The organism is Sphingomonas sp. JC676 (assembly GCF_014489075.1).
Lineage (GTDB): Bacteria > Pseudomonadota > Alphaproteobacteria > Sphingomonadales > Sphingomonadaceae > Sphingomonas.
In genome coordinates this window covers 117,366-132,683 of record NZ_JACTGR010000006.1, presented here as the reverse complement: position 1 = coordinate 132,683, position 15,318 = coordinate 117,366, and the positions used below count along the sequence as shown (strand labels likewise).

The window sequence follows — 15,318 nt, the reverse complement described above, 5'->3', positions numbered from 1 at the left end:
GTGAATAGTATGGCGCTTCCCGCGGGCTTCGGCCCGGCCGTAAAGAGCTTCGCACTGCCCGGCGCCATTCTGCTGCTGGTCGCGCTGATGGTGGTGCCGATCCCGGCATTCCTGCTCGACGTCTTCTTCGTCATGAACATCATGATCAGCCTCGCCGTGCTGATGGTGGCGCTGAACGCGCAGAAGCCGCTCGACTTCTCGGCCTTCCCGACGGTGTTGCTGTTCGCCACCTTGTTCCGGCTCGGCCTCAACGTCGCCTCGACACGCGTCGTGCTGGTGCACGGGCATGAGGGCGAGGCGGCGGCCGGGCACGTCATCGAGGCGTTCGGCACCTTCCTGATCGGCGGCGACTATGTCGTCGGCCTGTTCGTCTTCGCGATCCTGATCATCATCAACATGATCGTCGTGACCAAGGGCGCGGGCCGCGTCTCCGAGGTTTCGGCGCGCTTCACCCTGGACGCTCTGCCCGGCAAGCAGATGGCGATCGATGCCGACCTCAACGCCGGCCTGATCACCCCCGACGATGCCCGCGCGCGGCGCATCGAGGTTTCGACCGAGGCCGATTTCTACGGCGCGATGGACGGTTCGTCCAAGTTCGTGAAGGGCGACGCGATCGCCGGGCTGCTGATCCTGGCGATCAACATCATCGGCGGGCTCATCCTCGGCGTCGTCAGCCACAAGATGGCGGTCGGTGAGGCGGCGCAGACCTATGTGCTGCTTGCGATCGGCGATGCGCTCGTCGCGCAGCTGCCGTCGCTGATGCTCTCGATCGCCGCCGCCGCGATCGTCACCCGCGTCGCCTCCACCTATGACCTTGCCGGCCAGATCGGCAGCCAGTTCGGCAGCCATAAGACCTGGATGCCGGTCGCGGTGATTCTGGGTCTGCTCGGCGTCATGCCCGGCATGCCGCATCTGGTGATCCTGCCCGCCGCTGCCATTGCCGGCTTCGCCGCATGGAAGCTCCGGAGGATCGCCAATCGTCCGCCGCCGCCAGCGCCCGCCGCCGAGCCGGTCGATCTGTCGAAGATCGGCTGGGACGAAGTGACCGACAATATGCAGGTGATGCTCGACATCGGTTACGGGCTGGTCCCCCTGGTCGACGAGCGGCGCGGCGGGCCGCTGATGGGGCGGATCACCGGGGTCCGGCGCCAGCTTTCCAAGGATCTGGGCTTCGTCGTGCCGCAGGTGCGCGTGCGCGACGACATCAACCTGGCGCCCTTCACCTATCGCATCGTGCTCGGCGGCGTCGTCGTCGGCGAGGACAATGTCTCGCCCGACGAGATGCTCGCGCTCGATACCGGCCAGGCCTCGGGGCATCTGGGCGGCAAGCCGGTCAAGGACCCGACCTTCGGTCTCGACGCGGTGTGGATCCATTCCAGCGACGCCGATGCCGCCACCGGCATGGGCTATCTGGTCGTCGATCCGGGCACTGTGGTCGCGACCCATCTCAACCAGGCGCTGATCCAGAACGCATCCGACCTGCTCGGCCCCGACGAGGTCCAGTCGCTGCTCGACGGGCTCAAGGAACGCGCGGCCGCTTTGGTCGCCGCGCTCTCGCCGCAGCCAGTGCCGCTCACCACGCTCACCACGGTGCTGCGCGGGCTGCTGGCAGAGAATATCCCGCTCAAGGAATTCCGCCGCATCGCCGCCGCGATCGCCACCGCCGCGCAGAAGACGCTCGACGCCGACGAGATACTCGAGCTGATCCGCCCCGATCTCGGTCCGCTGATCATCCAGCGGCTGTGCGGCGTGCGCGAACCGCTGCGCGTGATGACGCTGGAGGGCCAGCTCGAGGCTTTGCTCGGCCAGGCGGTCCGCTCCGATCCGTCGCGCCGCCACACGATCGAGCCCGATCTCGGCCGCCGCATCGCCGACGCCCTCCAGCGCGCCGCCGGCCCGCTCGTGGCAGAGGCCAAGCCCTTCGCACTCGTCGTCCAGCCCTCGATCCGCGTCGCCATCCGCAAGCTGGTCAAGACCGTGCTGCCCGACACGCCGGTGATGAGCTTCTTCGAAGTGCCGGAGGACAAGGCCGTCGAGGTCGTCGCCGTGATCGGCGCGCCCGAGGCGCTGGCCGCATGAACGCTTACACCCCGAGAGATAGGTACGACATGGCTTCGCTGGCTTCGACTCCGCTTACCTATGCTCGCACGCCGCAGCGCGATGCCGAAGCGCTGGTGCGCAAGCATCTGCCGCTGGTGCGCCGCCTTGCCTGGCACATCCACGGATCGATGAGCACGATCGTCGAGATCGAGGATCTGATCCAGATCGGCATGGTCACGCTAATCGAAGCAGTGGGGAGTTTCGAGGATCGCGGCGCGGTGACCTTTGAGCAATATCTGGTGACCCGCGTGCGCGGGGCGATGATCGACGAGCTGCGCCGCCAGGCGACGCTGACGCGCGGCGCGATGCGCCGCCGCCGGGTGTATGGTGATGCGGTGTCGGCGCTCACGATCGAGCTCGGACGCACACCCACCGATATCGAGATTGCCGAACGGCTGGGCGTCACGGTCGAGAAGCTGCGCACCGAATATGCGACCGCGGAGGCGGTGCGCTTCGATTCGATCGACGAGATGTATTCGGACGAGTCGCCCTGGTTCATGTCCGACGATCCCGACGCGTTCGACCAGCTCGCCGAAAGCGACCAGCGCGAGGCGCTGATCGAGGCGATCACCGAGCTGCCCGAGCGCGAGGCGCAGGTGATCCAGCTCTATTATGTCGAGGAACTGAACCTTGAGGAGATCGGCCAGGTCCTCGGCGTCGGCGCTGCGCGGATCTGCCAGATCAAGGCTGCGGCGCACGCAAAGCTGAAGAAAGCGCTGCACAAACGCCTGGGATAGCCCACGCGAAACCGCGCGGTGTGTTGTCCCAGTTGCACACCGCCGCCGATTGCCGCATCACCCGCGCCTTCACGGGCGAGGGGGTATCGGTACATGTCCAGGCACTATCTATTGACGGCCGTCGCGGTGACGAGCCTGTTTTCTTGCCAAGCCTTTGCGCAGGAATGGACCGTGCGCCCCGAATGGGTGCGCGCGCATGAATCCTTCCTCGCCAGCGAGGCGTTGCAGGGGCGCGGCAGCGCGACCCGCGACGAGGCGATCGCCGCGGCCTATGTCGCCGCGCAGTTCGAGAGCTTCGGGCTGAAGCTGGCGCCGGGGATGACCGGCTATCTCCAGAAGGCCGAAATCATCCGCTTCCGGCTCGACGGCCCCCCGGTGCTGACCGTCGACGGCAAGACCGTCGCCGATCCCAAACTGCTCGTCGGGCGGACCGAAGCCGTCACCGGCAAGCTCCAGGTCTATATGGGCAAGCCCGAGGGCGTGCCCGCCGGAGATGTGGTGCTCGCCGGCGGCGATGCGCCGGCGATGCAATATTATCGCGCGGCCAGCGCCAAGAAGGTCAAATTGGTCATCGTCCGTGACAGCGAGGCGATCCAGGCCACCTATAAGGGCGTCGGCGGCAAGCCGCGCATGCCCGCCTATCTGGGCGGCGGCGACGTGCCCGAGCAGCGGACCGCGGTGATGATCCTGCCGGCCGCGGCGTTCGACGCGCTGGCGAAGAAGCCGGGCGCCGAGGTCTCGATGACGCTGCCGGGGCTCGCCAAGGACGTGGCGATTACCACCAACGCGATCGGCTATCTGCCCGGCACCGATCCCAAGGCGGGCGTGCTGCTGCTCAGTGCGCATCTCGATCATCTGGGCGTGCGGCCCGACGGCGTGATCATGCCCGGGGCCAATGACGACGCCTCGGGCACCACCGCGGTGCTCGAACTCGCCCGCGCGCTCGCGGCAGGCAAGCAGACCAAGCGCGGTATCCTGTTCGTCGCTTATGGCAGCGAAGAGATTGGCGGCTTCGGCTCCAAATATTTCGGCGCGCATCCGCCGGTGCCGCTCGGCGACATCGTCGCCAATATCGAAGTCGAGATGATCGGCGCTCAGGATCCCAAGCTCCCGGCCGGATCGATGATGATGACCGGGTTCGAGCGCTCGACCCTGGGCGAGACGCTGAAGGCGCACGGCGCGCTGGTGTCGCCCGATCCCTATCCCGAGCAGAACTTCTTCCAGCGATCGGACAATTATTCGCTCGCGGTAAAGGGGGTCGTCGCCCACACGCTTTCGGGCTGGGCGGTCACGCCGACCTATCACAGCGCGAACGACACGCTGGAGAGCCTCGACATCGCCTTCATGACCCGCGCGATCCAGTCGCTGGTCGAGCCGGTCCGCTCGCTGGCGGACAGCGACGCCAAGCCCGAATGGAAGCCGGGCGGCAAGCCCGCCGAATGAATATGGAAAACCCCGGTGGCCAATGACCACCGGGGTTCCCCGTGCGCCCTCCCTTGCGGGAGGTGACCGGCCGCAGTGCCTCGTCAGGGGGGTGACACCCCGACCGGCACGCGCTTAACGGAGCAGCGAGAGCACCGTCTGCTGGCTCTGGTTCGCCTGGGCGAGCATCGCCGTCGACGCCTGGGCCAGGATCTGCGCCTTGGCGAGCGCCGTCGTCTCGGCCGAGAAATCGGCGTCCTCGATGCGGCTGCGCGCTTCGCTCAGATTGGCGGTCGTCGTCGTCATGTTGTTGACCGTCGACTGGAGGCGGTTCTGCACCGCACCCAGATCGCCGCGCTTCGACGAAAGCAGGTCGAGAGCGGCATCGATCACCGTCATCGCACTGGAAGCATCGTCCTGCGACGAGATCGACAGCTTGGTACCGGCCGAAGCACCGCCCGGTGCGCCGCCCTGCTGGGCCAGGCCCATCACGCTGGCGTTGGTGCCCTCGACGCGGATCGGGCTACCGTCCGTGCTCTTGAGCGTCAGCGAGCCATAGACCGTGGTCGAAGCCGCACCCAGCGTCGCGCCATCGACGGTATCGACGAGATCGTCGGCAGTGTCGGTGATCACGATGTTGGCGCCCGAGGTCGAGGTCAGGACGAGGTGGCCCGATTCATCGGCCGTGGCAGTCACGCCGGCGCCCGCCGCATTGATCTCCGTGATCGTGTCGTCGAGCGTATCGGTGGCGGCAGGAGAGATGCTCTTGCCGTTGATCGTGAACTCCTTCGTACCGTCGAACGAAGCCGGCTTGAGAACCAGCACCGCCTTGGTGGTCGCCGAAGCGACGACGCCGGTGTCCGCGCTCTTGGCGTTGATCGCCGCAGCCTTGGCCGCCGCCGAAGCGTCGGTCGACGCGCCGATGGCAACGCCGTTGATCGACAGCTTGTCGGTTGCCGAGAAAGCCGCGTTGGTCACGGCCTTGCCGACGATGCCACCATCGGCCGACAGGTTGAGGCCGACATTGGTCAGCTCCGCCGCCGTGGCCGAACCACCGATCTTGAGAGCGCTGCCGTCCGCGGTGTTGAGCGAGACATAGCCCTGATAGGTGGCTGCAGTGAGACCCGCCTTGGCCGCGCCGCCATTGGCACCGGCATTGACGGTGATCGTGGCGCCGGTGTTGTTGCTGAGGACGATCTTGCCGTTGACCAGGCTGGCAGTAACGCCGGCCACGTCGCGGTTGATGTTCGACACCAGTTCTTCAACGCTGTTGGCCGCGCCGACATTGTCGCCGTTGATCTGGATGTCGTTTGCAGCCCAGGCCGAACCCGTCGGCGTGGTGCCGGTGACTTCGTTATAGGCAGTCGCCTTGACGCCGGTCGCGGCGGTGTTGGCGTTGACGGCGGCGGCGAAGGTCACTGCATCGCTGATCGTCGGATCGCCGGTGAAAGCGCTGACGCCGTTGAAGGTGATGTCCCCTGCCGCATCGACGTCACCCGAAACGCGGCCGGTGGTCACCTGACCGCCGACGCCCGAGCCGACCAGACCCAGCGCGGAGGCCGAGGTGGTCACCATGGCGATCGAGACCTGCTCGCCGGCGTTGGTGCCGGTCTGCAGTGCCAGCGACTTGGTCGAGCCGTCGAGCAGCTTGACGCCGTTGAAGTTGGTGGTCTTCGAAATGTCGTTGATCTGCGAAACGAGCTGATCGACTTCCGCCTGAAGCGCACCGCGCTCCGACGTGCCGAGCGTGCCGTTGGCCGACTGGGTCGCCAGTTCCTTCATGCGCTGAAGCATGTTGGTGACTTCGCCCAACGCGCCTTCGGCGGTCTGGGCCAGCGAAATGCCGTCATTCGCATTGCGGATTGCGACCGCCATGCTCTTTACCTGGCTGGTCATGCGGCTCGCGATAGCAAGGCCAGCCGCATCGTCCTTGGCGCTGTTGATCCGCTTGCCGGTCGACAGGCGCTCCATAGCGGTCTGCAACGACTGCGAAGCGCCCGCAGACGCATTCGCGGCGCGCAGGCTCGCGATGTTGGTTCCGATAACAGTCATCTCCGTTACTCCGTTCAAAGCTGGCGCTCCCGCCACCCCCCCATGCGAAGAGTCCGAGCCGCCAAGCCTGAGAACGGCCGTCCGGTTTTTTGATTAAGCAGAAAGTTTCGCTGTTCGGGCGCGTCTACGCGCGCGCGTAGGACGCGCTCGGACCTAGGTAGCAGGCCGCGTACGATATTTTACTGAGAGTTAACCATCAGATGCGCAAGGTGCGTCCAAAGGGGACATACATGCGCTCGATAGTTCCATCCGCGGCAGTACTTCGTCAGAAATATGCGCTGGTATCGGCACTGCGCGCGCAGGGGTTCGCGATCGATTCGTGCGAGGCCGGCAAGCCCGCGGCTTCCAGCCTCTATCTCGTCGCCGAAGGCGAAGTCTCGCCGTCGCCCGCCCGCACGCTGATCCTGGGCGAAGGCGAACGCAGCGCGGTCCCGTTCCGCGACGGCAATCCTGCCCGCCTCTCCTATGGCAGCGAGGACGCCGCGATCGGCAGCGGTTTCGTCGGCGCGATGCTCCGCGGACCCGGCGAGCCCGTTGCTGCCGATCCCGAGAGTCTGGCGCTGCTCGCGCTCGCCGAACGCATCGCCGCTTCCGACATCACCGTCCTGATCAACGGCCCTACCGGCACCGGCAAGGAAGTGCTGGCCCAGGCAATCCACATGGGATCGTCGCGCCGCGACGGGCCATTCGTCGCGATCAACTGCGCCGCTTTGCCCGAGACGATGCTCGAGGCGATGCTGTTCGGCCATCACAAGGGCTCGTTCACCGGCGCGTCGTCGGGCGGCCAGGGCTTCTTCCGCGCGGCCAATGGCGGGACCCTGCTGCTCGACGAGATCGCCGAGATGCCGATCCAGCTTCAGGCCAAGCTGCTGCGCGCGCTCCAGGAGCGCGAAGTCGTTCCGATCGGCGGCACGCTGCCCGAGAAGATCGACGTGCGGGTCATCGCCTGCGCCAATCGCGACCTGCAGGGCGAAGTCCTTGCCGGACGTTTCCGCGCCGACCTTTACTACCGCCTCTCGGTCTTCCCGCTCTCGACCAAGGCGCTGTCGGAACGCCCGGGCGACATTCCCGCGTTGGCCGCGGCAATGGTCGTGCGCCACGGCGGCGCGCGCGCCACGCTTCCCTGGATCAGCGCCGATGCGCTCGAAATCCTGATCGATCACGACTGGCCGGGCAATGTCCGCGAGCTCGAGAACGTCATCCAGCGTGCGCTGCTGCTGGCGCCGGGTGATGCGATCGAGGCCGAGCATCTGATCTTCGATCGACCTGCCGAGCGGCGCGTCGATACGGGCGGCTCGCTCAGCAACATCGTCCAGATCCACGAATTCCATGCGATCCGCGAGACGCTGGCGGCCTGCAACGGCAGCCGGATCGAGACCGCCAAGCGGCTCGGCATCTCGGAGCGGACGCTGCGCTATCGCCTCGCTAAGGCGCGCGAACAAGGTGATGACATCGCCCGGGCGGTATCGGCATGACCAGTATCACCGGCTCGATGAGCGTCGATCGCGTGATGGCGCTCCGCTCGCAGATCCTCGAGCGCAACGCCGCGCTCGCCCGTGCCAACCAGGCGCCCAGCGCCAGTCCCGCCACCGAGGCCAAGCCCGCCAGCTTCGCCTCGACGATGGAGGACGCGTTCAAGCAGGTGAACGCCAGCCAGAACGAGGCCGGCGCGCTTTCGGAAAGCTATGAGCGCGGCGAGACGGTCGACATCGCCAAGGTGATGCTCGCCCGCCAGCAGGCCTCGGTCGGCTTCGAGGCCACCCTGCAGGTCCGCAACAAGCTTCTCTCCGCCTATCGCGACATCATGAGCATGCCGGTTTGATATGAGCAACGCACTCACCCCCACCGACGCGGCTGTGCCCGCGAGCTTCAATCCGCTGCGGCAGATGGGCGACATCCTCGCCCAGCCCGCGGTGAAGCGGAGCCTGCCTTTCCTGTTCCTGGTCGGTATCGTCGCCGCGGGCTGGCTCGCCTGGTCGACGGTGGCGACCTCGCCGCAACGGATCCTGTTCGCCAATGTGACCGATTCGGACAAGGCGGCGATCACCAGCGCGCTCCAGGGCGCCAACATCTCGGCGAGCATCGACGATTCGGGCTCGGTCACCGTCGCCGAGGATCAGTATCACAAGGCGCGGATGCTGCTCGCCAGCCAAAACCTGCCAAAGGCGGCGCCCGGCGGCTATGCGATCCTCGACCAGCTGCCGATGGGCGTCAGCCGCGCGGTGGAGGGCGAACGCCTCCGCCAGGCGCGCGAGACCGAGCTGGCCCGCTCGATCGAGGAAATCGATTCGGTGGCCGAGGCGCGCGTGCATCTCGCCACGCCCGAAGCATCGGTGTTCGTCCGCGATCATGCCGAGCCCTCGGCTTCGGTGATCCTCAAGCTTCAGGGCGGCCGTGCGCTCAGCGAGTCGCAGGTCCGCTCGATCGTCAACCTCGTCGCCTCCTCGGTGCCGGGGATGCAGTCCGATGCGGTGACGATCGTCGACCAGATGGGCGCCTTGCTCTCCAAGGCAGGAAACGGCTCGGGCGGATCCACCGTCGGCGACACGCGGATCGATTTCCAGCGGCGCATCGAGGACAAGTATCGCACCCAGCTCATCCAGCTGCTCACGCCCCTGGTTGGTGCCGGCAATTTCACCGCCGAGGTGCAGGCCGATGTCGATCTGGACGAGAGCCAGGCGACGCGCGAGAGCTATGACAAGCAGGGCGGGGTAATCCGCGCCGAGCAGGGGGCCTGGACCGGCACGTCGAAGGACGGCGCGCAGCCCGGCGGCATCCCCGGCGCACTTTCGAACACGCCGCCGCCCGCCAGCACCTTGGTCGTGCCCAACGCGCAGGGCCAGGCTGCTGCCGCCGGCACGACCGTGCCTCCGGCCGGCGCCACGCCTCCGGGCACCCCGCCGGTCACGCAGAAGCAGAGCGACAGCTTCGCTCGCACCTTCGAGACGGGCAAGGAAATCTCGGTCACCCGCGCCACGCCCGGCAACGTCAAGCGGCTCTCGGTCGCGGTGCTGCTGCGCGAGGAGCCCGGCAAGCCGCGCGGCACGGTGGAGATCAACCAGATCAACGAGCTTGTGAAGGCGGCCGTCGGCTTCAACGCCGGGCGCCAGGACCAGGTGATGGTGGTCAGCCGCAAGTTCACCGCGCCCACCGAAGCGGCGACGAGCGGCCCCGCCTGGTACGATGCCGGCTGGGTGCCGCTGGTCGCGCGCAACATGACCGCGCTGGTGATCGCGCTGCTCGTGCTCTTCCTCGGCGTCCGGCCGCTCGCCAAGGCGCTGCTCAAGAAGCGCGACGATGCCTCGCATCGCCCGGCACTGGCGATTGGCGGTCCGGATGGTCCTGCCCACCATGCTCCCCCGGCGGTGAGCATCGACATGCTCCAGCAGGGCGGCAACGGCTATGACGACCGCGTTGGGCTGGTCCGTGGCTTCACGCGTGACAATCCCGCACGCGCCGCACTCGCGGTGCGCGACATGATCCGGGCGGACGGCCAATGACCGCGCTGCGCAGCTTCAACGGCGTCGAACGTGCCGCCGTGCTGATGATGCTGGTTGGCGAGGAGGAAGCCGCGGCGATCCTCCAGAAGCTCGATCCCGACGAAGTGCGCGATCTGGGCAAGGCGATGTTCACCGTCGCCGATGTCAGCGAAGCCGAGGTCGAGCAGGTGCTCGACGATTTCACCTACAAGGCGCGCGGGCGCTCGGGCATCCAGTTCGATCCGGCGCCGCGCATCGAAGGCATGATGAACCGCGCGCTGGGCGCCGAGCGCGCCGAGGGCGTGCTCGCGCGGATCATGCCGCCACAACCTTCGGCCGGCCTCGAGCTGCTGCAATGGTACGAGCCCGACGAGATCGCCGCGATGATCGAGGCGGAGCATCCGCAGATCGCCGCGGTGCTGCTCGCGCATCTCGATCCCGACATCGCCGCCAAGGTCTTCGAGCATCTGCCCGAGGCCGCGCAGCCGCAGATCCTTCGCCGCGTCGCGCGGCTCGGCCCGGTCCCGCCTGAGGCGATCGAGACATTGAAGGCAATGCTCACCAGCCGGAGCGGCACGCGCAAGAAGTCCGCCGGCCTGCAGATGGGCGGCACGCGTGAAGCGGCCAAGATCCTGCAGGGCGCGCGCAAGATCACCGGCGCGCGGGTGATGCCCAAGCTCGCCAAGATCGACAAGGAAGTCGCCAAGGCGATCGAGGAGGCGATGTTCGTCTTCGACAATCTGCTTGAGCTCGACGACAAGAACCTCTCGACCCTGATCCGCAGCATCGACAGCGAAGTGCTGGTCAAATCGCTGAAGGGCGTCGAGGAAGATGTCCGCAACCGCTTCCTCGGCTGCATGTCGAGCCGCGCGGCCGACGGCATCCGCGACGAGATGGAAGCACGCGGGCCGATGAAGCTCGCAGAAGTGCTCGAAGCGCAAAAGGCGATGATCGCGACTGCGCGCGCTTTGGTGAAGGAAGGCACGATCACGATGCCGGGCGGCGGAGGCGAGGACGATTATGTCTAGCTTCGCACCTGGTTTCGCCGGCCGCCACCGCGCGGCCGAGCATATCCTCCAGCGCGCCTTTGGCGATCCGGTGGCGTTCGCGGCGTCGACGATCGATACGATCGGACGCCGTACCGCGCCGGAACCGGCGTCCCCTCGCCACTTCGCGCCTGCCGATCCCACGGCCAACCCGACCGAGGGATGGAATCCCTTTGATGCGGGCGCCCAGCAGGCGCCTGCGCCCAGCAGCGCGTTCGTCGATCCGATCGCGGCCGCGCATGCCGCCGGGTTCGAGGAAGGCCGTGCCGCTGCGCTTGACGATCTCGAGGCCACCGAGGCACGCGAAGCGGCGTTGCTCGAACAAGTCTCGATCGCTTTGGCCACCGCCGCACATTTCGATCGCGAGCGCATGGCCGGGCATCTGCGCCAGACCGTGCTGCATCTCGTCGGCAAGATGGTCGGGGAGATCGGCGTTGCACCCGATATCCTGGTCGCACGCATCAATGCGGCTTCCGATCTGCTTGCCGACAAGGCCGAATCGGCGCTGCTCCGGCTGCATCCCGACGATGTCGCGCTGATCCAGGGCAAATTGCCGGCAACCATCTTTCCGGTCGGCGATCCGCATCTGGCGCGCGGCGCCTTCGTGATCGAGAGCGCCTCGACGATTGTCGAGGACGGACCCGATCTCTGGCTCGAACAGCTCGCCCAGGCGATCGAGCGCGTTCCGATCCCGCCTGCATGCTGAACCGCTTCACCGCCGATTACCTCGACAGCCTGGGCTGCCGGGATTTCGCGCCCATGCCAAAGGTCTCGGGCCGGCTCTCCTCCTATGACGGGCTGCTGATGGAAGCGGTCGGGCTGTCGCTGCCGGTCGGCACCATCTGCGCGATCGGCACGGGGGCGACGCGGATCGAGGCCGAAGTGATCGGCTTCCGCGCGGGCCGCACGCTGCTGATGAACCTGGGCGGCCCTGCCGCCCTGCTTCCCAATTCGCCGGTGCGGCCGATCGGGCCTCCGGGCGAGGCCGAAGTCGGCAGTGCGATGCTCGGCCGCGTGGTCGATGGATCGGGCAAGCCGATCGACGGGCTCGGGCCGATCCGGGGGGCAGGCAAATGGCCGCTCGCCGGTAAGCTCCAGTCGCCGCTGGACCGTGGAAGAGTGCTCCAGCCGATGGACGTCGGCGTGCGCGCGATCAACGGGCTGCTGACGATCGGCCAGGGCCAGCGCGTCGGCATCATGGCCGGATCGGGCGTCGGCAAATCGGTGTTGCTCGGCATGATGGTCCGGGCCGCGCAGGCCGATGTGATCGTCATCGGGTTGATCGGCGAGCGTAGCCGCGAAGTCGCGGACTTTCTCGAGACCAAGGTCGCGGGCGAGGCACGCGCGCGCTCGGTGGTCGTCGCCGTCCCTGCCAATCATTCGCCGGTGCTCCGCATCCGCGGCGCGCTGCGCGCCACCGCGATTGCCGAGGCGTTCCGCGCCGAGGGCAAGAAAGTGCTGCTGATCATGGACAGTCTGACCCGCGTCGCGCATGCCGGCCGCGAAATCGGGCTGGCGCTCGGCGAGGCGGCATCGGCGCGCGGTTATCCGCCCTCGGCGATTGCGATGCTGCCCAGCCTGATCGAACGGGCGGGCACCTGCGTGTCCTCGGGCGGCTCGATCACGGCGATCTACACGGTGCTCGCGGATGGCGACGACGGCAACGATCCGGTCGTCGACAGCGCGCGCTCGATCCTCGACGGACATATCGTGCTCAGTCGGGCATTGGCCGAGCGCGGGGTCTATCCCGCGATCGACCTGGGGCCCTCGGTCAGCCGCGTGATGACCGATATCGCCTCGAAGGAGCATATCCATGCCGCGCGCGTGTTGCGGCGGCATCTCGCCACCTATGAGGAAAATCGCGATCTTGTGCTGATGGGTGCCTATCGCCCCGGCGCCGATCCCGAGATCGACGCGGCGATCGCCTGCCATCCGGCGGTGATGGAATATATCCGCCAGGGCGCCGACGAGGTCGTGACACTCGACGATGCCGTTGCCGAGCTGACCGGCGTCTTCGGGGATGCGTGATGTTCTAAAGGCGGCACCAGCCCGCTCCCCCACCCGGCCACCCATAGAATACTGCCGTTGGGTGGCCGGGCGGGGGAGTGGGCCGGCGCCGAACGAACATGCCTAGGAGCGCGAAGAAGCTCGAGCGCTTGCTCCGCGTCCGCACGCTCCAGCTCGGGCAGGTCCAGGGCGACGAGGCGCGCGCGCGTGCCCGGGTCGACCAGGAGGAAGCGCTGCGCCAGCGCATCGCCGGCCTCGCCGCCAATGTCTCGCCCAAGGCCACCCCTGCGCCGACTTCGGCGACCAGCCTGATCGCCGCTGCGCATTATCGCGAGCGGCTCCAGCAATCGGCGCATGCCGCCGAACAGCGCGTCGCGGTCGCCGAACAGGGGCTCGACGTCGCACGTGCCGCCACCCGCGATGCGCGCCGCGACCAGAGCGCGATCGAGAAGCTGATCGCCCGCGAACAGGCCGATGCAGCGGTCAAGGCATTGCGCGAACTCGAACAACTCCCGCCTTCCGGAAGAAATCGGCACGATCTTTGCTGATGTCTTTGGTGAATGTATTTCACCGAGGATTTCGACGTGATCCAGATGTCGCCTGCCACAGCATCGCCCGCCCCAGCGGCGCCGCGCGCGGCGCCGGTTGCGGCTGCGGGCGTCAGCGAATTCGCGGTCGCGCTTGCGACGGTTCTCGTTCCTGGCGCAGCGGCCGAGGCCGGCGAAGCGCTGTTGCCCGGACGGCAGGCGCTTGCCGCGGGCGGCAAGAAATTGCCGGGTCTCGATGAAAAGCTGGGCGATAGCGAAACGGACCAGGATAGCGATAGCGACGCCGATGCGTCCGACGCGAGCTTTGCCTGGTTCGCCGCACCCGTCACGACCGACCCGGCGCGCACCGGCTTTTCCCAGGCGGGCAAGCCCGCGCCGCGTCCGATAACCTTGGGCTCCTCGCCGGACGGCAACACGCCGACCGGCGCGCCGCCTGCGCTCGATGCGGCCGCGCTCCAGCCTGGCGGCACGACGCCGACGAACGCCGACGGCACTGCCCCGACATCCAAGCCGGCACCGCAGCCAGTCGACGTACCGACCGTCAGCATCGTGTTGCCCACCGAGTCCAAGCCGGAGCTGTTTGCCAAGAGCGATGCGGCCACGACCGCAACACCGCCGCAGCCGGTGGCACTGCCCAGCGTCGAGGCCACGCTCGAAGTGCCCGCACTGGTTACCCGCCCGGTCTTGGCATCCGCGCTGGTCCTCTCGCCCGACACATCCGCGTCGCGCCGCCTGATCCGCGAGATCGCGGGTGCGACCTTCGCGCCCCCTGCGCCTGATGCCCCTTCGGCCCCGGCGATCGCCGCGGCGGCGGACATGCAGCAGGCCGCGCTCGACACGCGCCGTCACGAATGGATGGGCGCGATGATCGACCGGATCGAGACGATGCGCGACGCGTCGAACACCGGCGACACCCGCATCCGTCTGGCGCCCGCAGCGCTCGGCCAGGTCGATATCTCGATCCGGCACGAGGGCGATCGCATCCATGTCCATTTCGCGGCCGAGACCCAGGCCGCGCGCCAGCTGCTCACCGATGCCCAGCCGCGCCTGAACGAACTCGCCGAAGCGCGCGGCGTGAAGCTCGGCCAGACCACGGTCGACAGCGGCACCGCCGGTTCGGGCCAGCAACAGAACGCCGCGACGCACCAGCCGGTGCTGCCGCCCCCCGCCAGCGTCGCGACGACTGACGTCGCGGGCGACACCGATCAACGCATTGCCTGACACAGGAGACCTTAATGGCCGACAAGACTGACGACGCCGCTGCGGCGGCCCCCAAGAAGAAAAAGAAGGGCAAGCTGCTGCTGTTCGTCGGCCTGCCCGTGCTGCTGCTCGGCGGCGGCGGCGGCGCGGCCGCTTACGGCGTCAAGGCCGGCTGGTTCAACGCGGCTGGCGGGCATGGCGCTAATCCCGACGAACCGCAGCTCGTCCCCAAGAGTGACGAGAAGCGCGCCTCAATGAAGGGCGGCGAGGGCGGCGGTCATGGCGAGGAGGCCGGCACCGAGGTCCATGGCAAGGAAACGCCAAAGGGCGTGGGCGGCGACAAATATGCGTCGAACTATTATCCGCTCGAGAAGGAGTTCACCTCCAATCTCCAGGACAGCGTCCATTTCATCCAGGTCGGCGTCGCTGTCTCGACGCCCTATGACGAGCGCGTCCTCGAAAACATCAAGACTCACGAGATCGCGATCCGCTCGTCGATCCTGATGTCGCTCGGCGAGACAACCGAGGACGAAGTGTTCACGGCCGAGGGTAAGAAGCACATCCAGGACCGGCTGGTGAAGGCGATCAACGCCGTTCTTAAGGAAAAGGAAGGATTCGGCGGCGTCAGTAACGTCTACTTTACCAATTTCATTGTTCAGTGAACGGACATGGTTAACGCCCCTTCAGAACTTGCCGGCGATCGGCGCGAGCGGCCCCGGGCCAGCGC

12 protein-coding genes and 2 pseudogenes are annotated in these 15,318 nt (G+C 67.3%); 12 read left to right on the top strand and 2 right to left on the bottom strand.

What is annotated here, in order from left to right:
* Positions 1–9 precede the first annotated feature (9 nt).
* From flhA to IAG41_RS19025, 3 genes are all read left to right on the top strand, one after another.
* Complete coding sequence (flhA, locus tag IAG41_RS19035) at positions 10–2,079, top strand: flagellar biosynthesis protein FlhA (RefSeq protein ID WP_187730503.1); 2,070 nt, start codon at positions 10–12, stop codon at positions 2,077–2,079.
* 29 nt (positions 2,080–2,108) lie between these two features.
* Entirely contained in the window at positions 2,109–2,837 is a 729-nt protein-coding gene (locus tag IAG41_RS19030) for a sigma-70 family RNA polymerase sigma factor (protein ID WP_187730254.1), read from the top strand.
* Positions 2,838–2,930: 93 nt separating this feature from the next.
* Positions 2,931–4,280, top strand: a complete 1,350-nt coding sequence (locus IAG41_RS19025; protein WP_187730253.1) for a M28 family metallopeptidase — start codon at positions 2,931–2,933, stop codon at positions 4,278–4,280.
* 114 nt (positions 4,281–4,394) lie between these two features.
* On the opposite strand, the pseudogene IAG41_RS23355 reads toward IAG41_RS19025, so the two are convergent.
* Both IAG41_RS23355 and IAG41_RS19020 read right to left on the bottom strand, forming a co-directional pair.
* Positions 4,395–4,688 (bottom strand): annotated as a pseudogene (locus IAG41_RS23355) (flagellin); the annotation flags it as partial.
* Between the two features lie 228 nt (positions 4,689–4,916).
* Positions 4,917–6,311, bottom strand: a pseudogene (locus tag IAG41_RS19020) (flagellin hook IN motif-containing protein); the annotation flags it as partial.
* Between the two features lie 230 nt (positions 6,312–6,541).
* On the opposite strand from IAG41_RS19020, the gene IAG41_RS19015 reads away from it, so the two are divergent.
* The 9 genes from IAG41_RS19015 to fliL all read left to right on the top strand — a co-directional run bounded on the left by IAG41_RS19015 (position 6,542) and on the right by fliL (position 15,253).
* Entirely contained in the window at positions 6,542–7,786 is a 1,245-nt protein-coding gene (locus IAG41_RS19015) for a sigma-54 interaction domain-containing protein (RefSeq protein ID WP_187730251.1), read from the top strand.
* Positions 7,783–8,133 (top strand): flagellar hook-basal body complex protein FliE, encoded by a 351-nt coding sequence (gene fliE, locus IAG41_RS19010; RefSeq protein ID WP_187730250.1) that lies wholly within the window; start codon positions 7,783–7,785, stop codon positions 8,131–8,133. The genes IAG41_RS19015 and fliE overlap by 4 nt, the downstream gene beginning before the upstream one ends.
* A gap of 1 nt (position 8,134) precedes the next feature.
* Positions 8,135–9,811: a flagellar basal-body MS-ring/collar protein FliF gene (fliF, locus tag IAG41_RS19005; RefSeq protein ID WP_187730249.1), complete on the top strand. Its 1,677-nt coding sequence runs from the start codon at positions 8,135–8,137 to the stop codon at positions 9,809–9,811.
* On the top strand, positions 9,808–10,818 hold the full coding sequence (fliG, locus tag IAG41_RS19000) for a flagellar motor switch protein FliG (RefSeq protein ID WP_187730248.1): 1,011 nt from the start codon (positions 9,808–9,810) through the stop codon (positions 10,816–10,818). The genes fliF and fliG overlap by 4 nt, the downstream gene beginning before the upstream one ends.
* On the top strand, positions 10,811–11,542 hold the full coding sequence (locus tag IAG41_RS18995; protein ID WP_187730247.1) for a FliH/SctL family protein: 732 nt from the start codon (positions 10,811–10,813) through the stop codon (positions 11,540–11,542). The genes fliG and IAG41_RS18995 overlap by 8 nt, the downstream gene beginning before the upstream one ends.
* Positions 11,536–12,864 (top strand): FliI/YscN family ATPase, encoded by a 1,329-nt coding sequence (locus IAG41_RS18990; RefSeq protein WP_187730246.1) that lies wholly within the window; start codon positions 11,536–11,538, stop codon positions 12,862–12,864. The genes IAG41_RS18995 and IAG41_RS18990 overlap by 7 nt, the downstream gene beginning before the upstream one ends.
* Positions 12,865–12,962: 98 nt before the next feature.
* The gene (locus IAG41_RS18985; protein WP_187730245.1) at positions 12,963–13,391 is read left to right on the top strand and encodes a hypothetical protein; all 429 of its coding nucleotides are present in this window, start codon (positions 12,963–12,965) and stop codon (positions 13,389–13,391) included.
* Positions 13,392–13,403: 12 nt separating this feature from the next.
* Positions 13,404–14,612 carry a flagellar hook-length control protein FliK gene (locus IAG41_RS18980; RefSeq protein WP_187730244.1) on the top strand — a complete coding sequence of 403 codons (1,209 nt, stop codon included), beginning with the start codon at positions 13,404–13,406 and terminating at the stop codon, positions 14,610–14,612.
* Between the two features lie 14 nt (positions 14,613–14,626).
* The gene (fliL, locus tag IAG41_RS18975; RefSeq protein ID WP_187730243.1) at positions 14,627–15,253 is read left to right on the top strand and encodes a flagellar basal body-associated protein FliL; all 627 of its coding nucleotides are present in this window, start codon (positions 14,627–14,629) and stop codon (positions 15,251–15,253) included.
* Positions 15,254–15,318: the final 65 nt, after the last annotated feature.